Here is a 26,574-nt window from a genome sequence, read left to right on the forward strand (position 1 = left end):
AATTCGTGGCGAAAAATCTCAAAATTGAATTCTTTGCTAATCCAAAAACAATCAACTAGTAAGCAATAAAAAACTATCTTTGCACACACGAGGCCATCAAAGGCCGAACTGACGAAGTAAATTATAGAATATTATGAACAACAAGGAAGGCAATAATAAAAAAAGCGGTGGTAGGGCAAACAGCTCAAGACCAAGCTCGAATAAGCCAAAACCTGCGATGCCAAAAAGGGCACAAGGTCCTAAAAAAGCAAAACCAACTACTAAAGCAGTTGAAGCTACGACTGATAAAGTAGAGAAAAAACCAAATCAGGCACCTAAAAGACCTAAAGCAAAAGACGAAATTCGTTTGAATAAATACATCTCCAATTCTGGTGTGTGTTCACGTCGTGATGCCGATATTTATATTCAATCTGGAAATGTTAAGGTAAACGGAATTCCTGTTACCGAAATGGGATATATGGTAAAACCAGGTGACGAAGTGAATTTTGATGGTGTAAAACTAACTCCAGAAAAAAAAGTATATATTTTATTGAACAAGCCCAAAAACTTTACTACAGCACTTGACGAAGGTCAGGAATACCGCAATGTTTTGGAATTGGTTAAAGGTTCGACTACGTCTAAAATTGCTCCTGTTGGAAGAATGGACAAAAATACTACTGGATTGTTGTTATTTACAAACGATACGGATATGATTCGTAAGTTTACTTTACCAACCAATAAATCATCAAAAATCTACCAAGTTTCTTTGGATAAGAATCTGAAATTTGAAGATTTAGAAAAAATAAGCAAAGGATTAGTTCTAGACGGACACCGTGTTTTTGTAGAAGAAGTAAGCTATGTTGAAGGTGAAGCCAAAAGCGAAATTGGTCTGAAATTAAGGTCTTCTAACGTTAAAGTGGTTCGTTCTATTTTTGAACATTTCAGTTATGATGTTTTAAGAATTGACAGAGTTGCTTTTGCAGGTTTAACCAAAAAGAATCTTCCAAGAGGAAACTGGAGATTACTTACCGAACAAGAAATTATCAATTTGAAAAATGTTTAATTTTTTGAGATACTCTATTCATAGCCATTCTATCATTTTAGAATAAACTCAAATAGACTAAATCACCATCAAATTACAACCCCGAATATCAGAGTTATCAAAACGTCCCAATACCTCGAAAGAGTTGTTGGGATATTTTTTGCCCAAATCTTGCGTAGCAATAAACGAACAAGAATTGATATTGGCTAAATCAATCACGTTAATCCCGCCAGTTTTTCCTTCTGAAACATAAGTCAAAGCATCTTCGGTATCACGAACTAGGATTTGCATCCAAGAAGGACATTCAAACACTCCGTTTCCTAACGAATAGGCTTGTGATAGTAATTCGGTCATTCCGTATTCCGAATGGATGGCTGCAACTCCAAAACCCTCACACAAAAGTTCGTGCAATTCTTCACGAATCATTTCTTTGCGCTGGCCTTTCATTCCGCCCGTTTCCATGATGATTGTGTTTTGCAGTTGAAACTTTTTCTTTTCGATCAAATCCAATAAAGCATAAGTAACCCCAATTAAAATCAGGTTTTGTCCAGCATTGTCCAATCGAATTAATTTTTCGATAAGCTCATCGTGATTGTGAAGATAAAATCCACTTTCGGGATTGTTGGTCATCTGTATTAAATCTTCGACCATATAAATCAAAGAAGATCCTTCTCGTTCTAGATAAGAAGGAAGCAAAGCCAAAATCACATAATCTTCAATATTACCATAGAATTGCGAAAATCCTTTTCGGTAACTTTCTTCATATAATAAAATATCGGTAACATGATGTTTGCTGGTCGCCATTCCAGTTGTTCCGCTGCTGGTAAAAGTTTCTTCGGCTACATTGGTATTCGAAACCACCTTGTGGCTTTTAAAAAACTGGATAGGCAAAAACGGAATTTGCTCCAATGCTTTTATTTTTTGAACATCTGTTTTTAAAAAATCGCAAAATTCACGATATACCAAATTGTTTTCATATTGGAAACGAAAGGTTTTTAAAGCAATTTTTTCAAATTGTTTATGGCTGGAAATCGAAAATATGTCGGGAATAGAACTCAAAAAAATAATTTTGACAAAGGTAATTAAATAAAAAACTCCAACTTTAGAATTGGAGTTTTATTGAATTTTTTCGTTTTGTTAAAGTTTCATATTCGAAACTTTGTAGGTTTTTCCGTCTCCGGTATTTTCAACTACTTTAGTAATTGTTTCCGATTTGAGGATGCTTTTATCAAAAGAGACTACTGCTGATTTTTTTTCAAAATCTATCGTAGCGTTTTGAATTCCCTCTAATCCGCTTAATTCTTTTTCTATAGTTTTTGCACAACCAATAGCGCAAGTCATTCCGTCGATTGAGAAAGTGGCGGTTTGCAAATTAGCGGCTGTTATTTCTTTTTTTACTTTAGGGACGCTAGTATCTGTTTCTGAAACAGGGTCGGTAGTTTTGTCTTTACAACCCACGAATAAGAGGCTTGCAAGCGCTACTGATACTATTGATTTTGAAAAATTCATTATCATTGGGTTTTTAATAGTTTTTGATAAACTGTTGTTAGGGACAAAATTAAAGAAAAAAAACACTTCTAATTCATAAAAAAATTACAATTTTGAGCCAAATTTTAGGTATATGGATTCGAAAAAGTTAAAATGGGTTTATTTAATAACTCTTGCCTTTATTTGGGGAAGTTCATTTATCTTAATAAAAAAAGGATTGATTGGCTTGACGCCAACACAACTAGGTTCATTGCGAATTCTATTTGCCGCTACTTTTTTATTATTAATTGGGTTTAAAAGTCTGGCTAAAATCCCTCCCAACAAATGGAAATACATTACTTTAACTGCCGCTTTAGGAACATTTGTTCCCGTATATTTATTTGCTTTGGCACAAACTCAAATGGATAGTACGGTGAGCTCTATACTTAATTCTTTAACGCCATTAATACATTGATTATCGGTGTTTTGGCTTTTGGATTGAGTTTCAGGAGAGCGCAAGTTTTTGGGGTTATTATCGGGTTGATAGGCACTTTTTTATTAATCGTGAATGGTGCTTTGCATCATCCAGAGCAAAATTATTATTACGCTATTTTAGTATTGATGGCTTCTGTTTGTTATGCCATAAATGTCAATTTAATCAAGAAATATTTGTCGGATTTGAGTCCGTTGAGTATTACAACGGGTAATTTTATGGTCTTGCTTTTGCCAGCGATTTTGGTTTTGTTTTACTCTGGATTTTTTGATGCAATTGCTGTTGAAAGTGTGCAACATTCCGTGTTTTTTATTTTTATTTTGGGAGTGTTAGGAACTGGCGTTGCTAATATTCTTTTCTTTAAAATTGTTCAAATTGCATCGCCTGTTTTTGCTACTTCGGTTACTTATTTGATTCCAGTGGTAGCTTTTTTTTGGGGATTGTTGGATAACGAAATGTTGACTCCTGTTCAGTTTCTGGGAGCTTTTATTATTTTACTAGGCGTTTATTTGTCAGCCAAGAAAGAGTGATTTTATTTCAGATGGCATTTTGCAGAAAAAACAAAGGCCGTCTATTTTGAGACAGCCTTTGTGAATTTATAAAACATTTTTTTATTTGAAATCGGCATCAGTAACACCTTCGTTGATTTTTACTTCAGACATTTTGATGTCCAATTCAAAGCCTACATTCTGAATAATATTGAAAGGTAATTTCACCCCTTTTACTTCTCTGTAATCTTTGTAATAGGTAGTTGAAGTTACTTTGTTTTCGCCTTGTTCTTGGATTTTAGAATCAGCAACTTTTAAACCTGATTTTACATCATAATACAAAGTGGTTTTTCCGTTTTGAATGGCGTAAGCATCATTTCCGTCGATAGATTCGATTCCGGTAAGTTTGATATCCGATTTTTTTGCTAATTGAATTTCTTCAAAAGGAATAGCACTGGCTTTCATTTCGGCTAAATCAGCCCCTGTAATTTCTTTTCTTTGTCCTTGTTGTGTTACATAAGCGCCTTTTTCGTTGACTACTTGTTTCATCAAACTCATTGCTCCCATAGCGATTTCTACAGCCAATTTCCCTTTATTATCTACTTTGTTGGTAAATGTTAATGGCGATGGTGCTTGCGGAATGGTGGTTGAGCCTAACATCGAAATAGTTTTTACACTACCAATTGCTTTTTCGCCACCAATGGTTTTGATGTAATTGTCTAAAACGCTTTTAGCCGTAATACCAGCTGGAACTTCTTTTTTAAGCACTGGTTTTGCTACAGGATTTCCGAATTTATCAAAATAAAAGATGGGTATTTTCAGTTTTTCTAAACCTGGAATAACATCAGCACCTTTTCCTGCAATTACAATTCGAGTGTTGTCAATCATGAAATATTTGTTGGCAGCAGCCTGAATTTGCTCTGGCGTTACAGCGTTAATGGCTTTGATATAATTCTCATAAAAATCTTCGGGAAGATCTTCGGTTTCAATTCGCAACGCATATCTCGCTACGGCTTGAGGTTGCTGTACTTGCATTACAAATTTTCCAATGAAGGAAGCTTTGACATCGTTGAGCAGTTCGTTGCTTACTTTCTCGGTTCGAATTCGTTTAATCTCTTTGATAAATTCTACCACAGCACTATCGGTCACTACGTTTCTTACTGCCGATTTAGATTTTAGCTTGGTTACATATTTAGCCGTTCCGATAATGGCATTCGCACCATACGTCCAGCCATGTTCTTCTCTTAAATTCATATTCAAATAGCTGTTGAAATCGCCACCTAAAATGTGTGTTGCAAATACGGCAGGAAAAAAATCAGGGTCATTCATTTTTAAATGCACTATGTTGACTAATCCAATTTCGGACTGTACCGCATTAGGCATATCTATAAAATTGATTTGAGTGAAATCAACATCTTTTGGATCAGGATAAGTCAGTTTTGGTGTGCTTCTTTTTGGCCAAGAACCAAATAATTTTTCAATAACAGGTTTAATTTTTTTGAATTTTACATCGCCAATAACCACTAAATACCCGTTTTCAGGAACAAAATAGTTTTGATAATTCGTTTGAACATCAGCAAGCGTTACATTGTTGAGTGTTTCTTCGGTTACAAATTCGCCAGACGGATGGTTTTTTCCAAAGGTTAACGCATCAGTAACTCTATTGGCAATGGCTGGAACACTTTTTTCATCGGCCTTAAGACCTTCAAGCATTTTGGCTTTTTCTTTGTCGAATTCTTCTTGAGTAAAGTTGGGGTTCAAAGCACCTTCTGCCATTAATTCTAATATTCGGTTAGAATATTTAGAAAGCGCAGTAGCAAAAGCACCACTAGAACTAAAGTTGATACTGGCTCCATAAAAGTCAATTTCTTCGTTAAAATCGTCTTTGTTTATTTTTTTAGAACCGTTTCCGATGAGACTACTGGTCAATTCGTCAACTCCTTTTATTTTTCCTTCAGCAAATGGAGCATTGTCTAGGGTAAGATTAAAAGAAACTCTTGGTAATTTATGATTTTCAACAATCATTACTTTCAAGCCATTGGGCAAAACAAAGGTTTGTGGTTTTTTAATATTGACTTCTGGTGCTTTTCCAGCTTTGGGTTGTGGTCTATCTTGTGCTTGCATAATTCCGTTTAAGAGCAAAATGAATAGTAGTAAACTTGTCTTTTTCATGATTTGTAGGGCTTAATTTTGAACTTTTTCGGTTGCTGGAATGTAATCCAAAATCAGTCTTTGGTTTGGATTTAAGTACTTTTTGGCTACATCTCTAATTTCTTCTCTTGTGATGGAATGGTATAAATCAATTTCGTTGTTTATCAAATTGATATCTCCGTAAAGCATATAGTATTTGGCTAGATTTTCGGCCACTCCTTCTACATTGGAATTGCTATTTACAAACTGATTGTCAAAAATGTTTTGTAGTTTTTGATAATCTTTTTCAGAGATCAAATCCGTTTGCAGTTTTACAATTTCTTCGTCCATTTCTTTGAGTAAATCGCTGGTTGTAACGGTTCCCATTGGTAATCCATAAACGATGTACATTCCGTAATCTTCCTGATTAAAACCAACGGCTCCTATTTGAAGTGCCATTTTCTTTTCATCTACAATTTTCTTGTATAATTTGGAGCTTTTTCCGTCGCTCAAATAAGATGAAATTAAATCCAAAACTCGAGCATCACGGGTTTTCATGGATGGTATTCTGTAAGAAGCTACCAACATTGGGATTTGAATATTTGGGTCTTTATAGGTAGCCTTGATAGTTTGTGTAATAGGCTCTTCGGTGTAAGATTCTTTTTTGAGAGTTTCTCCTTTTGGAATAGCACCAAAATATTTTTGAATCCATTCTTTGGTTTGAGCGATATCAATTTGTCCTGCAACTACTAGAACGGCATTATTAGGCGTGTAGAATTTTTTGTGAAAGGCTTGAAATTCTTCCAAAGTAGCGGCATCTAAATCTTTCATTGACCCAATAGTACTCCAGCGATACGGATGTTTTTTGAACATATTTTCTTTAACCACTGTTACTATGTTACCATAAGGGCGATTGTCAAAGCTGGTTCTTTTTTCTTCTTTAACGACTTCGTTTTGAGTATCTACACCAATTTGATTGATAACAGGATGCAACATTCTTTCGGATTCCATCCAAAGTCCTAGTTCTAAATTATTAGATGGAAATACTTCGTAATAATAGGTTCGATCGTCTGTTGTGTTAGCGTTGTTCACACCCCCATTCGAAGTCACTATTTTGAACCACTCCCCTCTTTTAATATTTTTGGTTCCTTCGAATAACAAATGTTCAAAAAAGTGAGCAAAACCAGTTCTATCTGCTGTTTCATCTTTCGATCCCACATGATACATTACCGAAGTCACGACTACAGGAGCGGCATCATCGTTGTGTAAAATTACGTGTAATCCATTATCTAAATTGTATTCTTCGAAATCCACTTTTTGGGCAGAAGCGATTCCTCCGAGCAAAAGTGATGCAGTTAACGCCATTATTGATTTTTTCATAAGGATTAATAAATTTATTCGTTGTTGGTGTAATTAAACCAATTATTGTTACATCAAAAATATCTTATTTTTAAAGATGAACCGAAAATCATTTCAACTTTGGTAAAAAATTAACAATTTTCCTCCAAAAATTTAGTTTCAAATCAAACAGAAAGCCTTTAAAAACAAGTATTTAGACAAATAAACTAATTTTTAGAAGAACTAATTGCAGGTTAAATATTTAATTGTATATTTGCATCCTTAAAAATTTATAAAACAATTTGTTATGTATGCAATCGTAGAGATAGCAGGGCAGCAGTTCAAAGTTAGCAAAGACCTAAAGGTTTACGTTCACCGTTTGGCAAATGAAGAAGGTTCGAAAGTTTCTTTCGACAAAGTTTATTTGTTAGATGATAACGGTTCAATCACAATAGGCGCCCCAGCTATAGAAGGAGCTTCAGTAGAAGCCAAAGTGTTACAACACTTAAAAGGAGATAAAGTTATCGTTTTCAAAAAGAAAAGAAGAAAAGGATACAAAAAAAGAAACGGTCACAGACAATATCTTACTCAAATTGTAATTGAAGGCATTACAGCTTCTGGTACTAAAAAAGCAGCGGCAAAAAAAGAAGCAGTAGCAGCTGAAGAAGTTGATGCAGCTCCAAAAGCTAAAAAAGCTAAAAAAGAAGACACTCAAGAATAATAACAATATAAAACTAATACGTCATGGCTCACAAGAAAGGTGTCGGTAGTTCCAAGAATGGTAGAGAATCAGAATCAAAACGTTTAGGCGTTAAGATTTTTGGTGGACAAGCTGCTATCGCAGGGAACATCATCGTAAGACAAAGAGGTTCAAAACATAATCCAGGTGAAAACGTTTACATTAGTAAAGATCACACCCTACACGCAAGAGTAGATGGAGTTGTTCAGTTCCAAAAGAAAAGAGATAATAAATCGTATGTATCTATTCTTCCATTCGAAGCATAAGCATCAGATTCTATTTATTACAAAACCCGTTTCGAAAGAAGCGGGTTTTTTGTTGCTGTTATGGTATAAAATTTTGCCATAAAGCAAAAACCCTAGTAAATATAAAAATCTACTAGGTTTTTTTTAGTTATAATTACAATTTTAAACCGTTGCTATATTTTCAACAGCAACTCGCATTTGTTGTGCTGCAGCAACCATTTCAATTAAGGCTTTTTTAGTTTCATCCCAATGTCTGGTTTTTAAACCACAATCAGGGTTTACCCAAAGTTGATCTACAGGAACAACAGCGGATGCTTTTTCTAATAAATGAACCATTTCATTTCGTGAAGGAACTCGTGGCGAGTGAATATCATAAACTCCAGGACCAATTTCGTTCGGGTATTTAAAATCAGCAAAAACATCCAATAATTCCATTTGCGAACGTGAACATTCAATAGTGATAACATCGGCATCCATATCGGCAATATTTTGAATAATATCGTTGAATTCGCTGTAGCACATGTGTGTGTGAATTTGGGTATCGTCTTTTACACCTGAAGCCGAAATTCTAAACGCTTTTATCGCCCAATCCAAATAGTTTGCCCATTCTTCTTTTCGTAATGGCAATCCTTCACGAATAGCAGGTTCGTCAATTTGAATGATTTTGATTCCGGCTTTTTCTAAATCCACCACTTCATCACGAATCGCCAAAGCAATTTGCGTACAAGTTTCAGAGCGCGGCTGATCGTTACGAACAAACGACCATTGCAGGATAGTTACTGGCCCAGTTAACATTCCTTTTACCCATTTTGGCGTAAGTGATTGTGCAAAGGATGACCATTTTACAGTCATTGGTTTTGGACGGGAAACATCACCATAAATAACGGGAGGTTTCACACAACGGCTACCGTAGCTTTGAACCCAGCCGTTTTTGGTGAAAGTAAATCCATCCAGTTGTTCGCCGAAATATTCCACCATATCATTACGTTCGAATTCTCCGTGAACCAAAACATCAATTCCTGATTCTTCTTGAAAACGAATGGTTTCTTCAGTTTCTTTTTGAAGTAAATCGTCGTATTGTTGTTGGCTTAATTCCCCTTTTTTGAATTTGGCTCTCCAACTACGCACTTCAGCCGTTTGGGGAAAAGAACCAATTGTTGTCGTTGGAAACAAAGGAAGATTCAAGGAGTCAATTTGTTTTTTTCTTCTTGTGGCAAAAGGATTTTTTCTTTCATCATCTCCAGTTGTAATACTCGCCACACGATTTTTCACGCTATCGTTATGGATTAATTTTGAAGTTTTACGGTTTTCATTAGCAAGAGTATTTTGTTGAAACGAAACAGAATCAACCAGACTTATTTCGTCCAGAGCAAAGTTTTGAAGCAATACAATTTCTTCTATTTTTTGTTTGGCAAAAGCCAGCCATTGTTTGATTTCAGGCGTTAATGTTGCATCGTTGGTTTCTAAATCCAAATCGCACGGACTGTGAATTAGTGAACAAGACGGCGCAATCAAAATTCGGTCTTTACCAATAGCGTTGGTTGCTTTTTCAATTAATGCTAACGATTTTTTGAAATCATTTTTCCAAATGTTTCTTCCATCAACCACTCCAAGAGAAAGATTTACGTTAGATGCCAATTTTCCTGAATCTAAAATATCATCCAATTGTAAAGAACAACGTACCAAATCCAAGTGTAGCGTATGAACTGGTAAAGCTAAAACAGTTTCTAAATTCTCTCCAAAACAGTCAAAATAATTGGCTAAAATTATTTTTAAGGAAGGGAATTTTTGGTTGATTTCATTGTAAACGTAAGTAAACGCATTACGTGCTGCATCCGTCAAATTCAAAGCTAAAAATGGCTCGTCTAACTGAATATATTCGGCTCCTTCGTTTTGTAAAGCTGTAAGAATTTCAAAATAAACGGGCAATACTTTTTCGATCAAATCAATTCGGTGAAAATCGTCGCCTTTTTCTTTACCCAATAATAAATAAGAAACAGGTCCAATAAGTACTGGTTTTGTTTTAATTCCCAATTTTTTTGATTCTACAAATTCGTCAATTATTTTGGTTGAAAACAATTCAAATTTTTGGTTTTTTGTAAATTCAGGAACGATATAATGGTAATTGGTATCGAACCATTTGGTCATTTCCATTGCTACCACGTCTTGCCCTTCTTTTTGCGAACCTCTTGCCATTGCAAAATACAAATCCAAAGCGGAGTTGGTTTTAGCAATTTCGCTATACCGTTTTGGAATTGCTCCCAAAGTAAGTGTCAAATCCAAAACCTGATCGTAAAACGAAAAATCATTGGATGGAATTAAATCGATTCCTGTTTTGGCTTGTAATTGCCAGTTTGTAGCACGAATGTTTTTTCCAACTTCTAATAATTCATCGGCAGAAATTTTTCCAGCCCAGTATAATTCGCTGGCTTTTTTTAGCTCTCTGTTGCTACCAATTCTTGGGTAACCCAAATTGTTTGTTTTCATTATATTAAAGTATTTATTACTGTACAAATGTATTATAATGGATTTTTAAACTTAAATTTACCTAAAATTTAAGTTTAATGAATTGTATTTTGAAATTATTACAGTAATTTTATCTTTACAAAACCTTTAGATTGAATTCTAGCAGTAAAAAAAACTATGGAAAACTTGGACCACATCGATTTACAGATATTAAAACACCTTCAGGAAAACTCTAATATCAACACAAAAGAGCTCGCTAGTAAATTATTCCTGACGGTTACGCCCGTTTATGAACGTATCAAAAGATTGGAGCGTGATGGTTACATCATGAAATACGTGGCTTTGTTAGACAAGAAAAAACTCAATCTTGGAATGACTGTCTTTTGCAATGTCCGACTAAAAGAACACGCCAAAAACGTGGGAAGCAATTTTGTAAAAGACATTGTAGCACTTCCAGAAATCATCGAATGTTATAACATTGCTGGCGATTATGATTTTATGCTGAAAATTTTGGTCGAAGATATGTCTAGCTATCAAGATTTTGTAATGAATAAATTATCTACCATCGAAAACATTGGCAATACACAGAGTATTTTTGTGATGGGAGAAATTAAGCATAGTACGGCTTTGGCGATTTGATATGATTTTATAGTTTTATTTGTTTAAATTTGTAAGTACTAAATGAGAATTTATGGAAATCAAGAATTTATCTAAATATAGTAATGCCGAAAAAATTGTTCTTGCTGAACAATTATGGGATAGTGTTTCTAAAAAAGAATTGGAAATATCTGATGAATTGAAAGCAGAATTAGATATCCGATTACAAAATTTAGAAGAAGGTAAAACCGAATTATATACTTGGGATGAGGTGAAAAATCATTTGAAGTCGATTAGGAATGTATAATATTCATTTTTTCCAAAGAAGCTTTATTTGACATTGAAGCCATTGTTCTTTGGTATGAAAACCAAAGACTAGGACTATCTTATGATTTTGAACTTTGTTTAGAAGCTGGGATTGATGAAGTCTTAAGAAATCCCGAAGCGTTTCAAAAAAGATACAAACAGGTAAAAATTAAATTTATTTCACGCTTCCCTTATGGAATACATTATGTGTTTATTGAAAATGAAATAACGGTTATTGGCGTATTTCATACTTCACGATCTCCTAAAAATTGGTCAAAAAGACTTCGTTTATAATTGCATTTCCAATTCTACAATCCAAAAAAAAATAATTTTCAATAACCTCACCACAATGAACTGGGAACAACTATTGTCTTTAAAACGCCAAGGCGACAAAGGGAAACGATTACGAATTGAGCAAGACGACACTCGTTTGGGTTTCGAAGTCGATTATGATCGAATAATATTCTCGTCGGCTTTTCGAAGTTTACAAGACAAGACGCAGGTTATTCCTCTTTCAAAAACTGATTTTGTGCACACTCGATTGACACACAGTTTGGAGGTTTCGGTTGTTGGTCGTTCCCTTGGAAGATTGGTTGGAAAAAAAATCATCGAAAAATACCCGCATCTTTCAGCAATTCACGGTTTTCAACCGAATGATTTTGGAGCCATTGTTGCCGCAGCTTCTTTGGCTCACGACATCGGAAATCCGCCTTTTGGACATTCGGGCGAAAAAGCCATTGGAGAGTATTTTTCTATTGGAAAAGGACAGCAATACAAAGACCAACTATCCGCCAAAGAATGGCAAGATTTAATCGATTTTGAAGGCAATGCCAATGGTTTTGCAGTTTTGTCCAGTTCGCGTCCAGGAGTTATGGGCGGCATTCGATTGACTTATGCAACTCTTGGTGCGTTTATGAAATACCCAAAAGAGAGTTTACCTAAAAAACCAACTTCAAACATTGCTGATAAAAAATATGGTTTCTTTCAATCAGACGCAGCTTTCTTTCAAGAAGTTGCTTCCGAATTGGGATTAATTCCAAATAAATCCAGCAATGACATTGGTTTCGAAAGACATCCTTTGGCCTATTTGGTTGAAGCTGCCGATGATATTTGTTACACGATTATCGACTTTGAAGATGGTATTAATTTAGGTCTGGTTTCCGAAGATTTTGCTCTAGAATATTTAATCAAATTAGTCAAAGACAGCATCGATTCTTCTAAATACAATACTCTAACTACCAAAGAAGACCGCATTAGTTATTTGAGAGCTTTGGCAATTGGTAGCTTAATCAACGATGCAGTAAAAGTTTTTATCGAAAACGAAGAAGCTATTTTAGAAGGTAAATTTCCTTATGCTTTGACCGACAAAAGTAAATACAAGGTGCAGATGGACGACATCATCAAATTGAGCGTCAAAAACATTTATCAAAGTCGCGAGGTGATTGAAAAAGAGATTGTGGGTTACCAAATTATCCAAACTTTATTGGATAAATTCATCACCGCTTTCAATAATAAATTTGAAGGAAAAGCTTCTAATTACGACAAATTATTGCTGAAAATGTTACCCGAAAAGTTCCATGAAGAAAAAGAAGATTTGTATAGCAGACTCTTGCATATTTGCCATTACGTTTCCCTTTTGACCGATGGAAACGCCTTGGAATTATACGACACAATTAATGGTAGAAAAACAAATTAAGGCTTAAAAAGCATACACCATCCCAACACCAAGGGATTGTTTCAATTGCAAAACAGGACCTCTAGCTACTTTTGTACCTCCAATTTCTTCGGTGGTTTTTACGTCGTCGTCATAAATGGCGTGCGCCCCAATGTTCGCACTAACATAGCGATTAACCACCAAGTCAAATTGTAATCTCCAGTCTAAATCAATGTTTCCAAAGTTATTGGCGTAATCAGAATAAAGACTCAAGCGATTTTCCATGGTGATGTTTTTCCAAACTTCTTTTTTGTAATAATTGGTTACCAAAAATCCAATTTCGGTTTTGGATTGTTTTCCTGCTGTAAGCATATTCCCTTCAGCATCATAAGTGGCTTTGATTACTCCAAAAGCCCCTTTATTGGCCAAGGTTTGATCTAAAACCAAAGTACTTTTCATAGTCACAGGCGAAATATAAACATCTAATTTCTTGGCCTTGTCATAATAATTAGCACCCGCTCCTAGGAAAGTATAAGCTGGGGCAAATGGTTTAGAGATAGCATTATCTGTATTTGGATACTTATAACCATTGCTAAATTGAGTATTAAAATTGAATTTAGCCGAATGATACCAATTAGAATCATCGTTTTTTCTGTAACCAAAAGTAGAATTTATTCGAACTTCATCATCTGATTTCCGAACTCTAAATCCATCTTGTTTATTAATTCCATAGCGAACAATTAACTCATTTGTCCATTTAATTTTTTCTGTAGAATATACTCGTGTAAAATTTCCTTTTAACAAACCCGAAATAGAACTTACACCTCCCGCATTCCAATTGACAAAAGCAATTTCGCTCAAGTCAAAACCTATTGTGTTTTTTTTTGTCCAAGCCGAAACAGGAAATAATGGTGCGTTAACTCTTGATTTTATTATTGCCGAAGAAGTTATGGGATCAGAAAATGTTGTAATTGGAATAATTTCTACTACTATTGGTCGTAAAGATTCCTCTTGAGAATAACTATTAGTTATAATTATTAAGGCTAATAAAAAATATAGTTTATTTAGTAATTTCATTATCAAATAATTAGATTAAAAATGCAAAAATAATTCATTTCAATAACTTGAAAAAATATTCTTTAGGCTTTCAACGTCAATTTTGCAATATTGTTGTAATTCCTCAACAGTTCCTTGTTCAATGAATTCGTCAGGAATTCCTAGTATTTTAAGTTTTGAAGTGTAATTATTTTCCGATGCGAACTCTGCAATAGTCGTGCCAAAACCTCCTTTGATAACTCCATCCTCAATAGTAATTATAGTTTCAAATGCTTGAAAAATGGTGTGTAACAAGTTTTGATCCAACGGTTTAATAAATGCAAAATCATAATGTGCAATGGTTTCTGGATTGTTTATTTCAGCCAAAGCCATAGTCACATTATTACCAATTGTTCCGTTAGAAAGCACCACTGTTTTGGTTCCTTTTTTTAGACAATTCGCCTTGCCAATTTCTATTTTTTCATACGGTTTTTGCCAATCTACAATTTGCCCACGACCACGAGGGTACCGAATCGCAATAGGATGATTCAACCCCAATTGAGCAGTGTATAAAATATTGCGCAAAGCAATTTCATTCAAAGGCGAATAAACAATCATATTCGGAATACAACGCAAATAAGCCAAATCGAAAACCCCATGATGAGTCGCTCCATCTTCGCCAACTAATCCAGCTCTGTCTAGACAAAAAATCACAGGCAAATTCTGTAAAGCTACGTCGTGAATGACTTGGTCGTAGGCTCGCTGTAAAAAAGTGGAATATATATTACAAAAAACCACCATTCCTTGAGTTGCCATTCCTGCTGAAAGTGTTACAGCATGTTGTTCGGCAATTCCCACATCAAAAGCGCGTTTTGGAAAAGTGTCCATCATCAATTTTAGCGAACTTCCCGATGGCATTGCTGGTGTTATTCCGATTATTTTTTTATTGGATTTTGCCAAATCTAAAAGGGTCAATCCAAAAACATCCTGATATTTAGGCGGCAAATTCTCTTCCGATTTTGGGATAATTTCTCCAGTTGTAGCGTCAAATTTTCCTGGAGCGTGGTATTTTACTTGGTCTTTTTCGGCTTGTTGCAAACCTTTTCCTTTGGTAGTGATGAGATGCAAGAATTTAGGACCTTTTATTTTTTTTAATCTTTTTAATTCCTTCAACACTGCAAAAATATCGTTCCCATCAATGGGTCCTGAATAATCAAAATTCAGGGATTTGATCATGTTGTTTTGCTTTGGATTTTTCCCCTCTTTCACAGCAGTGAGATATTTTTTTAAAGCACCAACGCTTGGGTCAATTCCAATAGCATTATCATTGAGAATGACTAATAAATTAGCATCGGTGACACCAGCATGATTCAAACCCTCGAACGCCATTCCCGATGCGATGGAAGCGTCTCCAATAACTGCAATATGATGTTTCTCGAAATCGCCTTTCAAATTAGAGGCAATCGCCATTCCCAAAGCAGCGGAAATAGAAGTGGAAGAATGACCTACACCAAAAGCATCGTAAACACTTTCGCTGCGTTTTGGAAAACCAGAAATTCCATTTAATTGTCTGTTGGTATGAAAAATTTCTCTTCGTTCGGTTAATATCTTATGTCCGTAAGCTTGATGACCCACATCCCAAATCAATAAATCATTTGGAGTGTCAAAAACATAATGCAACGCAATAGTAAGTTCAACAACGCCAAGGCTAGCACCGAGATGTCCTTCTTTTACAGCCACAACGCCAATAATAAAATCACGCAATTCTTGGGCAACTTGAGGAAGTTGAGCTTCGTCGAGTTGACGTAAATCGGTTGGATTGTTGATGTATTGAAGTAAGTTGCTTTTCATTAGATTTTAAAAAGCAAATTTACGGTTTTAAATTTAATTCTAATTTTGAATGTGTAGAGCAAACTGTATTTTCAGCTTGAATAGCATTCTAAAATTACCCCAAATTTAAAAATGAGGCGATTAAATCTGTTAATTGCCTCAAAAAATCATTATATTTGAGGCGATTAATAAAATAATTGCCTCATGATATACAATTGGCAACATCCAAATTGGAAAAACTTTCTTTTTGATGATTCAGTAATAGATTCATTATGTATGGATTTTGCATTGGAAACAGGCGAACTAAAAGGTCTTGTCGATTCTTTATCAACGGAGATTCAACACGAGACTATTTTGCATTTTATGATTTCAGAAGCTATAAAAACTTCAGAAATAGAGGGAGAATTTTTTAGCCGTCAAGATGTAATGTCCTCGATTAAGAAAAATTTAGGTATTACAGATGCTTTAGGGCAAATTAGAGACAAGAATGCACAAGGAATTGGAAAGTTGATGGTGACGGTTCGAAATTCTTATGCTGAAAAGTTAACTGAATTTTCGATAAAAGAATGGCATGCTATTCTTATGGAATTTTCCAAGCATATTAACCCAGGCGAATATAGAAGTGGCGAGGAGCCTATGCAAATTGTTTCAGGATCTTATGGTAAGGAAATTATCCATTTTGAAGCACCACCATCCAACCAAGTTCCTGTTGAAATGCAAAATTTCATCAATTGGTATAATGATTTCGAAGTAAAACCAACCGATATTAAAAGGGCATTAATTAAAACTTCGATTTCGCATTTGTATTTTGAAAGTATTCATCCGTTTGAAGATGGAAATGGCAGAATTGGTAGAGCAATTGCCGAAAAATGCCTGTCAGAATCTTTAAACCGACCTGTTTTGATGAGTATTTCAAGTACGATTGAACTGAACAAAAAACAATATTATGAATCTTTAAAACAAGCTCAAAGAACACTAGAAATCACAGATTGGATTCTTTATTTCTCTACATTGATTTTAGAATCACAGAAAAATGCCAAGCAAACAGTGCTTTTTACATTAGGTAAAACGAAATTTATAGACCGTTTTAAAAATCAAATGAATGAAAGACAATTGAAAGCTGTTTTGAAAATGTTTGAAAATGGTGTTGCTGGTTTTCAAGGAGGTATGACGGCTATAAAATATGTTTCTATCACAAAAACTTCAAGAGCAACAGCTACAAGAGATTTACAGGATTTGACCGAAAAAACCATTTTGATTCCAAAAGGAGAAGGAAGAAATAGAAGTTATGATTTGAATTTACTGTAAAAACACTATTTTTAAATTAACACTGAATTATTTCAAAATCGTACTTTTGCTTTATGGAAAACCCTTTCACCGACGAATATTTTATGAAGAAAGCCTTGCAAGAGGCAGAAATGGCTTTTGAAAAAGACGAAATTCCTGTTGGTGCACTAATCGTTATCGACAATAAAGTTATTGCCCGAGGCCACAATCTCACCGAAATGCTCAACGATGTCACTGCCCACGCTGAAATGCAAGCCATAACCGCGGCGGCCAATTTCTTGGGAGGGAAATATTTAACGGAGTGCACGCTTTATGTTACTTTGGAGCCTTGCCAAATGTGTGCTGGAGCTTTGTATTGGAGCCAGATTTCAAAAATTGTTTTTGGAGCCAGCGATGAACATCGTGGTTTCGAGAAAATGGGAACCCAATTGCATCCAAAAACTACTGTCGTTCGTGGGGTTTTGGCAAATGAAGCTTCGGAATTGATGAAGGCTTTTTTTGCTAGAAAGAGAAAGTGATTTCCAATTGATTTTTGTTTTATTTGAATATTTTATCAAAATTTTTTTCTGGGTAATTTTTATCTATTTTTTTAAATATAATAATGCCGTGGCGTTTAACAATTGTTGCAGTAGTCCATTCATCATTGACAAAACGCATACGAAGTAGTTGAGTAAACTCGCCATTATTTGCGTAAAAAAAAATATTTAAATTAACTCCCTTCTTTTTGTCAAGGTGAAATTTATCTGAAGATACTTTGGAAATATTACCTATTTCTAAACTTTCTAGATTAATGAATTTATCAACAGGTGGATCATCAGGAGTTGGTGGATTTTCTTTATCATAAGTATTTAGGTCAAAAATTCTTGCTTGAATATTTTTTAATGGACTTTTGTTGTCAGGTCCAAGAATAAAAGAAAAGTTTCCAATGTCTTTTGATTTATAATAAGTAGACATTAAAATAAAACAATAACAATAACTATCTCCTCCAGTTAAGTTATTGTAGATTTCTAATGAAGAGCTTGCTAATTTGGAGTATAATTCTATGTTTTCTTTTCTTAATGCTTCAATAGTATTTATTTGTACATCATTTTTTTTATTGAGTTCGGTTGATTGATAGATCAGCTTTTTGTTTTCTTTTCGTAATTTTAATAATTCTTGATTTGTAGTTTCTCCAATTGTTAATCCTTTATTAACACCAGTTTCTATTCTTGAAGATTTTTCTGAGGAACTCTTGTTTTGCCTCCATGAACCAATCGCTCCCAAAATCCCTCCGAAAATTACAATTAATGCTCCAATTAGAATTAAATTCATAGGTTTCATTTATTCTTTGTTTTTTAATTTAATAATGCCGCTATCGACAATATTAATATTAGCTCTATCTATATAATAGAGGCTGTTTTTTAACACTTTTATTTTTGGATAAAAAAATTATACATCAAATATATAAAATTTGTCTTATAAAATTAAATAATGTTAATTGTAATAAATTTATTCCTTTAAAAGGCAAGCCCTAGCCCAGATAGCAGTGGAAATTCTTTTTATTTTTCCTTTAAAAATAAAAAGATTGTAACGAATAGCTGGAAATAGCTCCTAAAGAAAAGATTGCTTCGGAAAATCTCACAATGACACACAAAAAAACCGCCAATCTCTCGAAAGGCGGTTTTTGTTTTTTATTCAATAATAACATTCTTCGTTTTGTCGTAGAAATGGTATTCTAAATACGTGTAAGCGTCACGCGGTATGATTTTTACCCATTTTTTATGTTCAAAAAACCATTTTGAACGTATTGATGGAAAACCTTTGGTAAGGTATGCAGCCACAAATGGATGTACATTAAGCACAACGTTATTGTGGGTTTTTAGAATGCTTTCTAAATCCAGAGCGATTTTGTCAATGATTTGAATTGGCGCTTCAATTTCGCCGTTTCCATTGTTTGGATCTTCTTCTCTGGTTTTGATGTTGACTTCCGGTCTTACTCTTTGTCGGGTAATCTGGACTAATCCAAATTTACTCGGTGGTAAGATTTTGTGTTTCGCTTTATCATCGCTCATTTCTTCCCTCAAGAAGTCGAACAGGACTTTACGATTTTCGGGATTTGCCAAATCGATAAAATCAATTACGATTATGCCACCCATATCACGAAGACGCAATTGTCTGGCGATTTCAGCGGCAGCAATCATATTAACTTCCATGGCAGTGTCTTCTTGGTTAGATGCTTTATTAGAACGGTTTCCGCTGTTGACGTCAATAACGTGCAAAGCTTCAGTGTGTTCGATAATAAGATAAGCACCTTTACTCATAGAAACTGTTTTTCCAAAGGAGGTCTTGATTTGTCTCTCTATATTGTATTTCTCGAAAATTGGAGTGTCTTTGGATTGATAAAACTTAACAATCGATGTTTTCGAAGGCGCTATTTCTTGTAAATAGTCCTTGGTTTGGTTGTACAACTCTTCGTCATCTATTTGGATGCCACTAAAGGTATCGTTGAAGACGTCTCTTAATATTGATGAAGCTCTATTGAGCTCTCCTAATACCTTGGACGGATGATGAGCGGTTGGTAATTTTTTACACATTGCAGTCCATCTCTCTATGAGGTTCTGCAAATCTTTTTCTAATTCTACTGTGCTTTTGCCTTCGGCTACTGTGCGAACAATAACACCAAATCCTTTTGGTTTGATGGATTGCACAAGACGTTTCAAACGTTCTTTTTCTTTTTTGTCTTCTATTTTTTGAGAAATAGAAACACGGTCAGAAAACGGAACTAAAACAATAAATCTTCCGGCAAGTGAAAGCTCTGCGCTAATTCTTGGTCCTTTGGTAGATATTGGTTCTTTGACGACTTGTACTAAAATAGATTGATTGGCATTTATGATTTCTGTAATCGAGCCATCTTTGTCTATCTCTTTTTCAAACTGAAAGTTTTTTAGGGAGAAATCTTTTATTTTACCTGCGCTTACAAGTTTTATGAATTTCAGTTGGGAAGCAAGATTAGGACCCAAATCGTGATAATGTAAAAAAGCATCTTTTTCGAAGCCTACATTTACAAAAGCAGCATTTAGTCCGGCAACTGGTTTTCTTATTTTGGCAATAAAAATATCGCCAACCTGGAAGTTGCTCGTTTCTTGTTCTTTGTGTAATTCAATTAGTTTTCCATCTTTTAATAAGGCAAAATCTACGGCTTCGGAACTAGATCTAATGATTAATTCTTTATTCACTCTGTAAATTTTTATCCAAGAATTGGTTGTAAGTTGTAAGTTGTAAGTTGTTGGTAAAATAACCATCAACCATAAACTATCAACCATCAACTTCTACAAGGATGGATTAAACAATAATTTTAACAGGTATTGAACCCGGGGAAAATTAGTTGGCAGTTTACAGTATTCAGCTAGCAGCTAACTGAACACTAAATACTGAACACTGATCACTAATTTTCAATTTCAATGAACGTTTAAAAAGAAAAAAGTAGTTATAAACTACTTTTTCTTCTTGTGACGGTTAGCTCTCGCTCTTTTTTTGCGTTTGTGCGTTGCTACCTTATGTCTCTTTCTTTTTTTACCACTTGGCATAGTAGGGTGATTTTTTGATTAATAAATATTTTTATTTTGCTTCGTTATTAACTTTTACTCCTTCAACAAAAACTTTTGCAGGTTTAAATGCTGGGATGTTGTGAGCAGGAATTTTAATAGTTGTATTTTTAGAAATGTTTCTTCCAGTTTTTTCAGCTCTTGTTTTTACAATAAAGCTTCCGAAACCTCTTAAGTAAACGTTGTCTCCAGTTTCTAGAGAAGTTTTAACTTCAGTCATAAAGGTCTCCACTGTTGCTTGAACATCTCCTTTTTCAAGACCTAATTTGTCTGCAATTTTTGCAACGATATCTGCTTTCGTCATTTTCTTTCCTATTTATAAATGGTGTACTAATTTTTGAGGTTGCAAATATATGAATTAAAAAAACAATTATTCAAGCTAATTCATTAAATTTTAATCATATAAACTTTTACTTTTGTTGACTAAAATTTAATGATGGATTTTTCCAACAGCTTGATAAAATGGTATTTACAAAATAAAAGAGATTTGCCTTGGCGCAAAACAGCAGATCCATACCCGATTTGGCTCTCCGAAATAATGCTTCAACAGACCCGAGTAGCACAAGGAACACCTTATTTTTTGTCTTTTACAACTGCTTTTCCAACTGTTTTTGATTTGGCAAATGCAGATGAAGAACAAGTGTTAAAACTTTGGCAAGGTTTAGGCTATTATTCCCGTGCCCGAAATTTACACAAAACAGCTCAATTCGTTGCCAACGAACTGTCAGGTAAATTTCCGGACAACTACAACGACTTATTAAAATTAAAAGGTATTGGCGAATATACAGCCGCCGCAATTGCTTCTTTCTCCTATAATGAAGCCGTTCCAGTTGTTGATGGAAATGTTTTTCGGGTGTTGTCTCGTTATTTTGATGTAGAAACCGATATCGCTGTGGCTTCTGCCAAAAAAGAATTTGCTGCTCTAGCTTTCGAATTGATGCCAAAGGACAACCCTGCTATTTTCAATCAGGCGATTATGGAGTTTGGCGCTTTACAATGTGTTCCTAAAAGTCCCAATTGTGGCATTTGTGTTTTTAATACGAGTTGTGCCGCTTTGCAAAAAAAGAAAGTCAATCAATTGCCTGTAAAATCAAAGAAGTTGAAGGTTAGGAATCGTTTCTTTAATTATTTAGTAGTTTCAGATAAAAATAAAAATACGATAATCCAGAAACGAACAGCAAAAGGCATTTGGCACAATCTCTACGAATTTCCATTGATTGAAACCGAAGCTCCAGAAGATTTTGATTTTATTACCAAGAAAATTCAAAGTGATTTCTTCAAAAACAACCATATAATAAGTATCGAAGATTGTATTGACAAAACGATTATTCATAAATTATCGCATCAACATCTACATATTAAATTTTGGAAAGTAGGAGTTGACGGAAGTATCGAAAACGGAATAAATTCAGAAACTTTGAAAACGTTTCCTTTCCCAATAGTGATTCATAATTTTATCGAAAGTTTCATTTTAGCGGAACAGAAATGATTCAAACCATTTAAAATCGAATTGTAAAAATATAATTTGTTGCTGTAGAAGTGTTTTTTGGTAAATTTGCACCAACAGAACACACCATGCTAGAGTTTTTAGCAATAAAACAGCATTTCAGGGTGTGTCTTTTGTTTTAAACACATTTCTTTTAATTAACAATATTAGAAAAACTACTTTAATAAAAGCTTTGCGCCTTCGTGTCTTTGCGGTTAAAAAATAAAACAATTATGGAAAAAGTAACAGCCAAAAAACACCTCGGACAGCATTTCTTAAAAGACGAAAGCGTAGCAAAAAATATCGCCAACACTTTAAATTTAGAAGGTTACGAAGACGTATTAGAAATAGGCCCTGGAATGGGAGTTTTGACCAAGTATTTATTAGAAAAACCAATCAATACTTATGTTATCGAAATTGACACCGAATCGGTAGAATATTTAGATGTTCATTATGCCAAATTAAAAGATAAAATCATTTCTAAAGATTTTCTGAAATACGACATCAATGAAGTTTTCAAAGGAAAGCAGTTCGCTATCATTGGCAATTTTCCATACAATATTTCTACCCAAATTGTTTTTAAAACATTAGAATACCGAGATCAAATTCCAGAATTTGCTGGAATGTTCCAGAAAGAAGTAGCCGAACGTATTTGCGAGAAAAAAGGAAGCAAAACATACGGAATTCTTTCAGTCTTGGCACAAGCATTTTACGATGTCGAATATTTATTTACGGTAGATGAACACGTTTTTAATCCGCCGCCAAAAGTAAAATCGGGTGTAATGCGAATGCGAAGAAAAGAAAATTACAGTTTGCCTTGTGGTGAAAAATTGCTTTTTACAGTAGTGAAAACCGCTTTTCAGCAACGCAGAAAAACCTTGAGAAATAGTTTAAAAACACTAAATTTGTCCGACAATTTGAGAGAAGACGAAGTTTTTAACCTGCGTCCCGAACAATTGAGCGTAGAACAATTTATAGCATTGACTCAAAAAATAGAAGCCGATGGAGTTTAAAGTCAGCAAAGAACTGGTACACCAATTAGAAGAGCTTATTCAAAATAAAGACGACCAACAACTGGAGCTTTTATTGAATGACTTGCACCATGCTGACGTTGCCGAAATTCTAGATGAACTTGATTTTGATGAAGCCACGTACATTTTCAAAGTTTTAGATTCTGAAAAAACTGCCGAAATTCTTCTGGAATTAGAAGATGATTTACGAGAAAAAATATTAAGCCGACTTTCACCAAAAGAAATTGCTGAAGAGCTGGATGAACTCGAAACCAATGACGCTGCCGATATTATTGCCGAACTTTCGCAAAGCAAAAAACAGGAAGTAATCTCGGAACTGCAAGACGTAGAACACGCCAAAGACATTGTCGATTTGTTGCGTTATGACGAAGATACTGCGGGTGGAATTATGCACAAAGAGTTGGTAAAAGTCAACGAAAATTGGGATGTTTTTATGTGCATCAAACAAATGCGCATTCAAGCTAAAAATATTTCGAGAGTACATTCTATTTATGTGGTGGATGACGAAGATCGATTATTAGGACGTTTGTCTCTAAAAGATTTATTGACAACTCCATCAAAAAAACCCATTAGCGAAGTTTATATCAAAAAATTAAACTCTGTAATGGTCGATACCGAAGATGTGGAAGTCGCTCGTATCATGCAAAAATACGATTTAGAAGCCATTCCTGTTACGGATGAACTGGGTCGATTAGTGGGTCGAATTACCATTGACGATATCGTAGATGTAATCAAGGACGAAGCCAACGAAGATTACCAGTTGGCGGCAGGTATCTCGCAAGACGTTGAGGCCGATGATAGTATTCTGGAACATACAAAAGCACGTTTGCCTTGGTTAGTTTTAGCCCTTTTAGGCGGTTTTATATCTGTAAAAGTTCTTGGATTATTTGGTGGAGCTATGACCAATCACGGCAATTTATTCTTTTTCACACCACTTATTGCTGCAATGGCAGGAAATGTAGGCGTACAATCGTCAGCCATTATTGTGCAAGGTTTGGCAAATGATACTTTGAGCGGCTCTTTGTTTAATCGATTGATAAAAGAAGTTTCTTTGAGTTTATTGAACGGAATAATACTGGCGACCATTTTATTTTTAGGAAGTCACTTCCTTTTGAATGTTGAATTTATAATAGGAATCATTGTAACCATTGCTTTAGTTTCAGTAATCATTATTGCATCACTAATAGGAACATTTGTACCTTTATTATTAGATAAATTTGGAATTGACCCCGCATTAGCAACTGGACCCTTTATAACCACGAGCAATGACATCTGCGGCATTTTAATATATTTTTCAATAGCCAGATTGATATTAGGATTTTAAATCAATTACGAATTAAAAATTACGAATTACGATTAAAGTAATTTTTGCAATTAAGTCAAAAATAAAATTAATACATTCTCATATCAACCCCCTTACTTTGGAGCGAATTGGGAAGAAGAAAAATACAAAAAATGAAAGTACACATCATTGGAGGAGGAAATCTTGGCGTTTCCATAGCATTAGGATTAGCTCGATTTTCGAAGAATAACCAAATTACAGTAACCCGAAGACATACGGCAAGTATTCTACATTTGGAAGAATTAGGAATCACCGTTTCGACTGATAACAAACAAAGAATTCAGGAAGCAGATGTCATTATCCTAACTATAAAACCGTATCAGGTGGATACTGTTTTGGCTGAAATTCTTCCCGTTATTTCTAATAAAGTGATTGCTTCAGGAGTAAGCGGATTATCTATAGAAAATTTACAAAAAAAGATAGGAGATAGTAATATTGCTGTTAGAATTATGCCCAATATCGCTGCACAGTTTGGAGCTTCGGCAACTTGTATCAGCTTTAACGAACAACATTCAGAACAAGCCAAAAATATAGTAACTCTTTTTCAAGATTTAGGAACTGCTCCAGTTATCGACGAAAAATTAATGGATGCAGCTACCGTTTTAGCGGCAAGCGGAACTGCTTTTGCTTTAAGATATATTCGTGCTTCGATGCAGGCAGGAATCGAAATTGGTTTCGATTGGCAAACGGCTTTGGCTATTTCGGCACAAACTGTAAAAGGTGCTTCAGAAATGATTTTGGCCGAAAATATCCATCCCGAACAATTAATTGACCGAGTGACAACGCCTCAAGGTTGTACGATTGCCGGTTTGAGCGAAATGGAAACCCACGGATTCAGTTCGTCATTGGTTCGTGGAATCAAAGCAGCCTTGAAGAAAATAAAGGGATAATTTTTTGGGCGTTTTGTTCCATTTGTCACACTGTAAGCGTCTCAACACACTAGAGCAACATAATTGAGACGCTTACAGCGTGACAAAGAGCAAGAATAAATATTTACAAGCACAAAATCCGCAATCAAGAATCGTTAATCTTCATTCAAAAATATAAAATTTTGAACACAGCCATCAAAATCCTCCATATCGACAGCAATAATCCAATAATGATGGAACAATTGCAAGAAGCAGGATTTACCAATCACGAAGATTTCACTTCATCTAAAGCAGAAATTGAACAAAAAATTCACGAATATCAGGGAATTGTTATTCGCAGCCGTTTTAAAATTGATCAAACTTTTTTGGACAAAGCCACTAATTTGCAATTCATTGCCCGTGTTGGAGCAGGTTTAGAAAGTATTGATTGTGAATACGCTTTATCCAAAAATATTCAATTGATTGCTGCTCCAGAAGGCAATAGAAATGCTGTTGCCGAACATAGTTTAGGAATGATTTTATCGCTTTTTAATAATTTGAATCAAGCCGACAGCGAAATAAAATCAGGACAATGGAACCGTGAAAAAAACCGTGGACATGAACTCGATGGAAAAACGGTTGGAATCATTGGTTACGGAAATATGGGCAAATCATTCGCCAAAAAACTGCGAGGTTTTGATGTTGAAGTGTTTTGCTATGATATTTTGGATAACGTTGGTGATGAAAATGCGAGACAAGTTTCCCTTGAAGAATTACAGCAAAAAACAGATGTTTTAAGCCTGCATATTCCTTGGACTCCCGAAACCGACAAAATGGTTAACGCTGATTTTATAAATGCTTTTGCAAAACCGTTTTGGATTATAAACACCTCAAGAGGAAAAAATATTGTCACGGCTGATTTGGTCGAAGCCCTGAAGAAAAAGAAAATTCTTGGCGCAGGTTTAGACGTTTTAGAATACGAAAAACTATCTTTCGAAACCCTTTTTACACACAAAGAAACTCCAGTAGCTTTCCGATATTTATTGAAAGCAAAAAATGTAATTCTCTCGCCACACATCGCCGGTTGGACTTTTGAAAGCCACGAACGACTAGCTCAAGTCATTGTCGATAAAATTAAGAAGATCTATTCTTAAAGTTTTTATTAGATTAAATTTTAGAAACCAATA

General features: G+C 34.7%; 24 protein-coding genes and 1 pseudogene. 15 read left to right on the plus strand and 10 right to left on the minus strand.

What is annotated here, in order from left to right; all coding sequences use genetic code 11:
• Positions 1 to 133 precede the first annotated feature (133 nt).
• Positions 134 to 1,042: a pseudouridine synthase gene (locus OZP15_RS00355; RefSeq protein ID WP_281336685.1), complete on the plus strand. Its 909-nt coding sequence runs from the start codon at positions 134 to 136 to the stop codon at positions 1,040 to 1,042.
• 57 nt (positions 1,043 to 1,099) lie between these two features.
• Here OZP15_RS00355 and OZP15_RS00360 read toward each other — a convergent pair whose 3' ends face one another.
• Complete coding sequence (locus OZP15_RS00360; protein WP_281336686.1) at positions 1,100 to 2,080, minus strand: LuxE/PaaK family acyltransferase; 981 nt, start codon at positions 2,078 to 2,080, stop codon at positions 1,100 to 1,102.
• Between the two features lie 78 nt (positions 2,081 to 2,158).
• On the minus strand, positions 2,159 to 2,530 hold the full coding sequence (locus OZP15_RS00365) for a heavy-metal-associated domain-containing protein (protein ID WP_281336687.1): 372 nt from the start codon (positions 2,528 to 2,530) through the stop codon (positions 2,159 to 2,161).
• Between the two features lie 112 nt (positions 2,531 to 2,642).
• Between OZP15_RS00365 and OZP15_RS00370 the strand changes: the two are divergent.
• Positions 2,643 to 3,511: pseudogene (locus OZP15_RS00370) on the plus strand (DMT family transporter).
• A gap of 81 nt (positions 3,512 to 3,592) precedes the next feature.
• On the opposite strand, the gene OZP15_RS00375 reads toward OZP15_RS00370, so the two are convergent.
• Entirely contained in the window at positions 3,593 to 5,641 is a 2,049-nt protein-coding gene (locus OZP15_RS00375; RefSeq protein ID WP_269226527.1) for a M16 family metallopeptidase, read from the minus strand.
• A 12-nt stretch (positions 5,642 to 5,653) separates the two neighbouring features.
• On the minus strand, positions 5,654 to 6,979 hold the full coding sequence (locus OZP15_RS00380) for a M16 family metallopeptidase (RefSeq protein ID WP_269226528.1): 1,326 nt from the start codon (positions 6,977 to 6,979) through the stop codon (positions 5,654 to 5,656).
• Positions 6,980 to 7,244: 265 nt separating this feature from the next.
• On the opposite strand from OZP15_RS00380, the gene rplU reads away from it, so the two are divergent.
• The gene (gene rplU / locus OZP15_RS00385; RefSeq protein WP_281336688.1) at positions 7,245 to 7,658 is read left to right on the plus strand and encodes a 50S ribosomal protein L21; all 414 of its coding nucleotides are present in this window, start codon (positions 7,245 to 7,247) and stop codon (positions 7,656 to 7,658) included.
• A gap of 23 nt (positions 7,659 to 7,681) precedes the next feature.
• Positions 7,682 to 7,942: a 50S ribosomal protein L27 gene (gene rpmA / locus OZP15_RS00390; RefSeq protein ID WP_111409679.1), complete on the plus strand. Its 261-nt coding sequence runs from the start codon at positions 7,682 to 7,684 to the stop codon at positions 7,940 to 7,942.
• 141 nt (positions 7,943 to 8,083) lie between these two features.
• On the opposite strand, the gene metE is transcribed toward rpmA, so the two are convergent.
• Positions 8,084 to 10,408 carry a 5-methyltetrahydropteroyltriglutamate--homocysteine S-methyltransferase gene (gene metE / locus OZP15_RS00395; protein ID WP_281336689.1) on the minus strand — a complete coding sequence of 775 codons (2,325 nt, stop codon included), beginning with the start codon at positions 10,406 to 10,408 and terminating at the stop codon, positions 8,084 to 8,086.
• Positions 10,409 to 10,564: 156 nt separating this feature from the next.
• Here metE and OZP15_RS00400 point away from each other — a divergent pair, with 156 nt between their 5' ends.
• From OZP15_RS00400 to OZP15_RS00410, 4 genes are read left to right on the plus strand one after another with little or no spacing between them, the layout of a single operon-like run.
• Positions 10,565 to 11,026, plus strand: coding sequence for an Lrp/AsnC family transcriptional regulator (locus OZP15_RS00400; RefSeq protein WP_281336690.1), 462 nt, complete (start codon positions 10,565 to 10,567; stop codon positions 11,024 to 11,026).
• A 52-nt stretch (positions 11,027 to 11,078) separates the two neighbouring features.
• A complete protein-coding gene (locus OZP15_RS00405; protein WP_269226530.1) occupies positions 11,079 to 11,291 on the plus strand; it encodes an addiction module protein in 213 nt (70 codons plus the stop codon).
• 5 nt (positions 11,292 to 11,296) lie between these two features.
• Positions 11,297 to 11,584 carry a type II toxin-antitoxin system RelE/ParE family toxin gene (locus OZP15_RS16285; RefSeq protein WP_432419392.1) on the plus strand — a complete coding sequence of 96 codons (288 nt, stop codon included), beginning with the start codon at positions 11,297 to 11,299 and terminating at the stop codon, positions 11,582 to 11,584.
• A gap of 55 nt (positions 11,585 to 11,639) precedes the next feature.
• On the plus strand, positions 11,640 to 12,986 hold the full coding sequence (locus OZP15_RS00410) for a deoxyguanosinetriphosphate triphosphohydrolase (RefSeq protein ID WP_281336691.1): 1,347 nt from the start codon (positions 11,640 to 11,642) through the stop codon (positions 12,984 to 12,986).
• Between the two features lie 3 nt (positions 12,987 to 12,989).
• Here OZP15_RS00410 and OZP15_RS00415 read toward each other — a convergent pair whose 3' ends face one another.
• Positions 12,990 to 14,021: a DUF3078 domain-containing protein gene (locus tag OZP15_RS00415; RefSeq protein ID WP_281336692.1), complete on the minus strand. Its 1,032-nt coding sequence runs from the start codon at positions 14,019 to 14,021 to the stop codon at positions 12,990 to 12,992.
• A gap of 39 nt (positions 14,022 to 14,060) precedes the next feature.
• Positions 14,061 to 15,830 carry a 1-deoxy-D-xylulose-5-phosphate synthase gene (locus OZP15_RS00420; RefSeq protein ID WP_281336693.1) on the minus strand — a complete coding sequence of 590 codons (1,770 nt, stop codon included), beginning with the start codon at positions 15,828 to 15,830 and terminating at the stop codon, positions 14,061 to 14,063.
• 183 nt (positions 15,831 to 16,013) lie between these two features.
• Between OZP15_RS00420 and OZP15_RS00425 the strand changes: the two genes are divergently transcribed.
• Positions 16,014 to 17,117, plus strand: a complete 1,104-nt coding sequence (locus OZP15_RS00425) for a Fic family protein (RefSeq protein WP_269226533.1) — start codon at positions 16,014 to 16,016, stop codon at positions 17,115 to 17,117.
• 53 nt (positions 17,118 to 17,170) lie between these two features.
• Complete coding sequence (locus tag OZP15_RS00430; protein WP_281336694.1) at positions 17,171 to 17,614, plus strand: nucleoside deaminase; 444 nt, start codon at positions 17,171 to 17,173, stop codon at positions 17,612 to 17,614.
• A 19-nt stretch (positions 17,615 to 17,633) separates the two neighbouring features.
• Here the strand turns inward: OZP15_RS00430 and OZP15_RS00435 are convergent, their stop codons facing one another.
• The 3 genes from OZP15_RS00435 to OZP15_RS00445 all read right to left on the minus strand — a co-directional run bounded on the left by OZP15_RS00435 (position 17,634) and on the right by OZP15_RS00445 (position 20,984).
• The gene (locus OZP15_RS00435; protein WP_281336695.1) at positions 17,634 to 18,416 is read right to left on the minus strand and encodes a hypothetical protein; all 783 of its coding nucleotides are present in this window, start codon (positions 18,414 to 18,416) and stop codon (positions 17,634 to 17,636) included.
• Positions 18,417 to 18,766: 350 nt separating this feature from the next.
• Positions 18,767 to 20,311, minus strand: a complete 1,545-nt coding sequence (locus OZP15_RS00440) for an Rne/Rng family ribonuclease (protein ID WP_281336696.1) — start codon at positions 20,309 to 20,311, stop codon at positions 18,767 to 18,769.
• Between the two features lie 382 nt (positions 20,312 to 20,693).
• A complete protein-coding gene (locus OZP15_RS00445) occupies positions 20,694 to 20,984 on the minus strand; it encodes an HU family DNA-binding protein (RefSeq protein WP_269226535.1) in 291 nt (96 codons plus the stop codon).
• A gap of 132 nt (positions 20,985 to 21,116) precedes the next feature.
• On the opposite strand from OZP15_RS00445, the gene mutY reads away from it, so the two are divergent.
• The 5 genes from mutY to OZP15_RS00470 all read left to right on the plus strand — a co-directional run bounded on the left by mutY (position 21,117) and on the right by OZP15_RS00470 (position 26,541).
• A complete protein-coding gene (gene mutY / locus OZP15_RS00450) occupies positions 21,117 to 22,169 on the plus strand; it encodes an A/G-specific adenine glycosylase (protein ID WP_281337496.1) in 1,053 nt (350 codons plus the stop codon).
• A gap of 230 nt (positions 22,170 to 22,399) precedes the next feature.
• On the plus strand, positions 22,400 to 23,179 hold the full coding sequence (gene rsmA, locus OZP15_RS00455; RefSeq protein WP_281336697.1) for a 16S rRNA (adenine(1518)-N(6)/adenine(1519)-N(6))-dimethyltransferase RsmA: 780 nt from the start codon (positions 22,400 to 22,402) through the stop codon (positions 23,177 to 23,179).
• A complete protein-coding gene (gene mgtE / locus OZP15_RS00460; protein ID WP_269226536.1) occupies positions 23,169 to 24,521 on the plus strand; it encodes a magnesium transporter in 1,353 nt (450 codons plus the stop codon). The genes rsmA and mgtE overlap by 11 nt, the downstream gene beginning before the upstream one ends.
• 131 nt (positions 24,522 to 24,652) lie before the next feature.
• On the plus strand, positions 24,653 to 25,429 hold the full coding sequence (gene proC, locus OZP15_RS00465; RefSeq protein WP_269226537.1) for a pyrroline-5-carboxylate reductase: 777 nt from the start codon (positions 24,653 to 24,655) through the stop codon (positions 25,427 to 25,429).
• Between the two features lie 209 nt (positions 25,430 to 25,638).
• Complete coding sequence (locus OZP15_RS00470; protein WP_269227838.1) at positions 25,639 to 26,541, plus strand: 2-hydroxyacid dehydrogenase; 903 nt, start codon at positions 25,639 to 25,641, stop codon at positions 26,539 to 26,541.
• Positions 26,542 to 26,574: the final 33 nt, after the last annotated feature.

The sequence above is a fragment of the Flavobacterium eburneipallidum genome (genome assembly GCF_027111355.2).
Classification (GTDB): Bacteria; Bacteroidota; Bacteroidia; order Flavobacteriales; family Flavobacteriaceae; genus Flavobacterium; species Flavobacterium eburneipallidum.

Excerpts from the sequence above, each read along its gene's own strand:
- OZP15_RS00355 (WP_281336685.1), top strand. The coding sequence starts at position 134 with ATGAACAACAAGGAAGGCAATAATAAAAAAAGCGGTGGTAGGGCAAAC.
- OZP15_RS00365 (WP_281336687.1), bottom strand. The coding sequence starts at position 2,530 with ATGAATTTTTCAAAATCAATAGTATCAGTAGCGCTTGCAAGCCTCTTA.
- OZP15_RS00375 (WP_269226527.1), bottom strand. The coding sequence starts at position 5,641 with ATGAAAAAGACAAGTTTACTACTATTCATTTTGCTCTTAAACGGAATT.
- OZP15_RS00380 (WP_269226528.1), bottom strand. The coding sequence starts at position 6,979 with ATGAAAAAATCAATAATGGCGTTAACTGCATCACTTTTGCTCGGAGGA.
- rplU (WP_281336688.1), top strand. The coding sequence starts at position 7,245 with ATGTATGCAATCGTAGAGATAGCAGGGCAGCAGTTCAAAGTTAGCAAA.
- rpmA (WP_111409679.1), top strand. The coding sequence starts at position 7,682 with ATGGCTCACAAGAAAGGTGTCGGTAGTTCCAAGAATGGTAGAGAATCA.
- metE (WP_281336689.1), bottom strand. The coding sequence starts at position 10,408 with ATGAAAACAAACAATTTGGGTTACCCAAGAATTGGTAGCAACAGAGAG.
- OZP15_RS00400 (WP_281336690.1), top strand. The coding sequence starts at position 10,565 with ATGGAAAACTTGGACCACATCGATTTACAGATATTAAAACACCTTCAG.
- OZP15_RS00405 (WP_269226530.1), top strand. The coding sequence starts at position 11,079 with ATGGAAATCAAGAATTTATCTAAATATAGTAATGCCGAAAAAATTGTT.
- OZP15_RS00410 (WP_281336691.1), top strand. The coding sequence starts at position 11,640 with ATGAACTGGGAACAACTATTGTCTTTAAAACGCCAAGGCGACAAAGGG.
- OZP15_RS00415 (WP_281336692.1), bottom strand. The coding sequence starts at position 14,021 with ATGAAATTACTAAATAAACTATATTTTTTATTAGCCTTAATAATTATA.
- OZP15_RS00420 (WP_281336693.1), bottom strand. The coding sequence starts at position 15,830 with ATGAAAAGCAACTTACTTCAATACATCAACAATCCAACCGATTTACGT.
- OZP15_RS00425 (WP_269226533.1), top strand. The coding sequence starts at position 16,014 with ATGATATACAATTGGCAACATCCAAATTGGAAAAACTTTCTTTTTGAT.
- OZP15_RS00430 (WP_281336694.1), top strand. The coding sequence starts at position 17,171 with ATGGAAAACCCTTTCACCGACGAATATTTTATGAAGAAAGCCTTGCAA.
- OZP15_RS00435 (WP_281336695.1), bottom strand. The coding sequence starts at position 18,416 with ATGAAACCTATGAATTTAATTCTAATTGGAGCATTAATTGTAATTTTC.
- OZP15_RS00445 (WP_269226535.1), bottom strand. The coding sequence starts at position 20,984 with ATGACGAAAGCAGATATCGTTGCAAAAATTGCAGACAAATTAGGTCTT.
- mutY (WP_281337496.1), top strand. The coding sequence starts at position 21,117 with ATGGATTTTTCCAACAGCTTGATAAAATGGTATTTACAAAATAAAAGA.
- rsmA (WP_281336697.1), top strand. The coding sequence starts at position 22,400 with ATGGAAAAAGTAACAGCCAAAAAACACCTCGGACAGCATTTCTTAAAA.
- mgtE (WP_269226536.1), top strand. The coding sequence starts at position 23,169 with ATGGAGTTTAAAGTCAGCAAAGAACTGGTACACCAATTAGAAGAGCTT.
- proC (WP_269226537.1), top strand. The coding sequence starts at position 24,653 with ATGAAAGTACACATCATTGGAGGAGGAAATCTTGGCGTTTCCATAGCA.
- OZP15_RS00470 (WP_269227838.1), top strand. The coding sequence starts at position 25,639 with ATGATGGAACAATTGCAAGAAGCAGGATTTACCAATCACGAAGATTTC.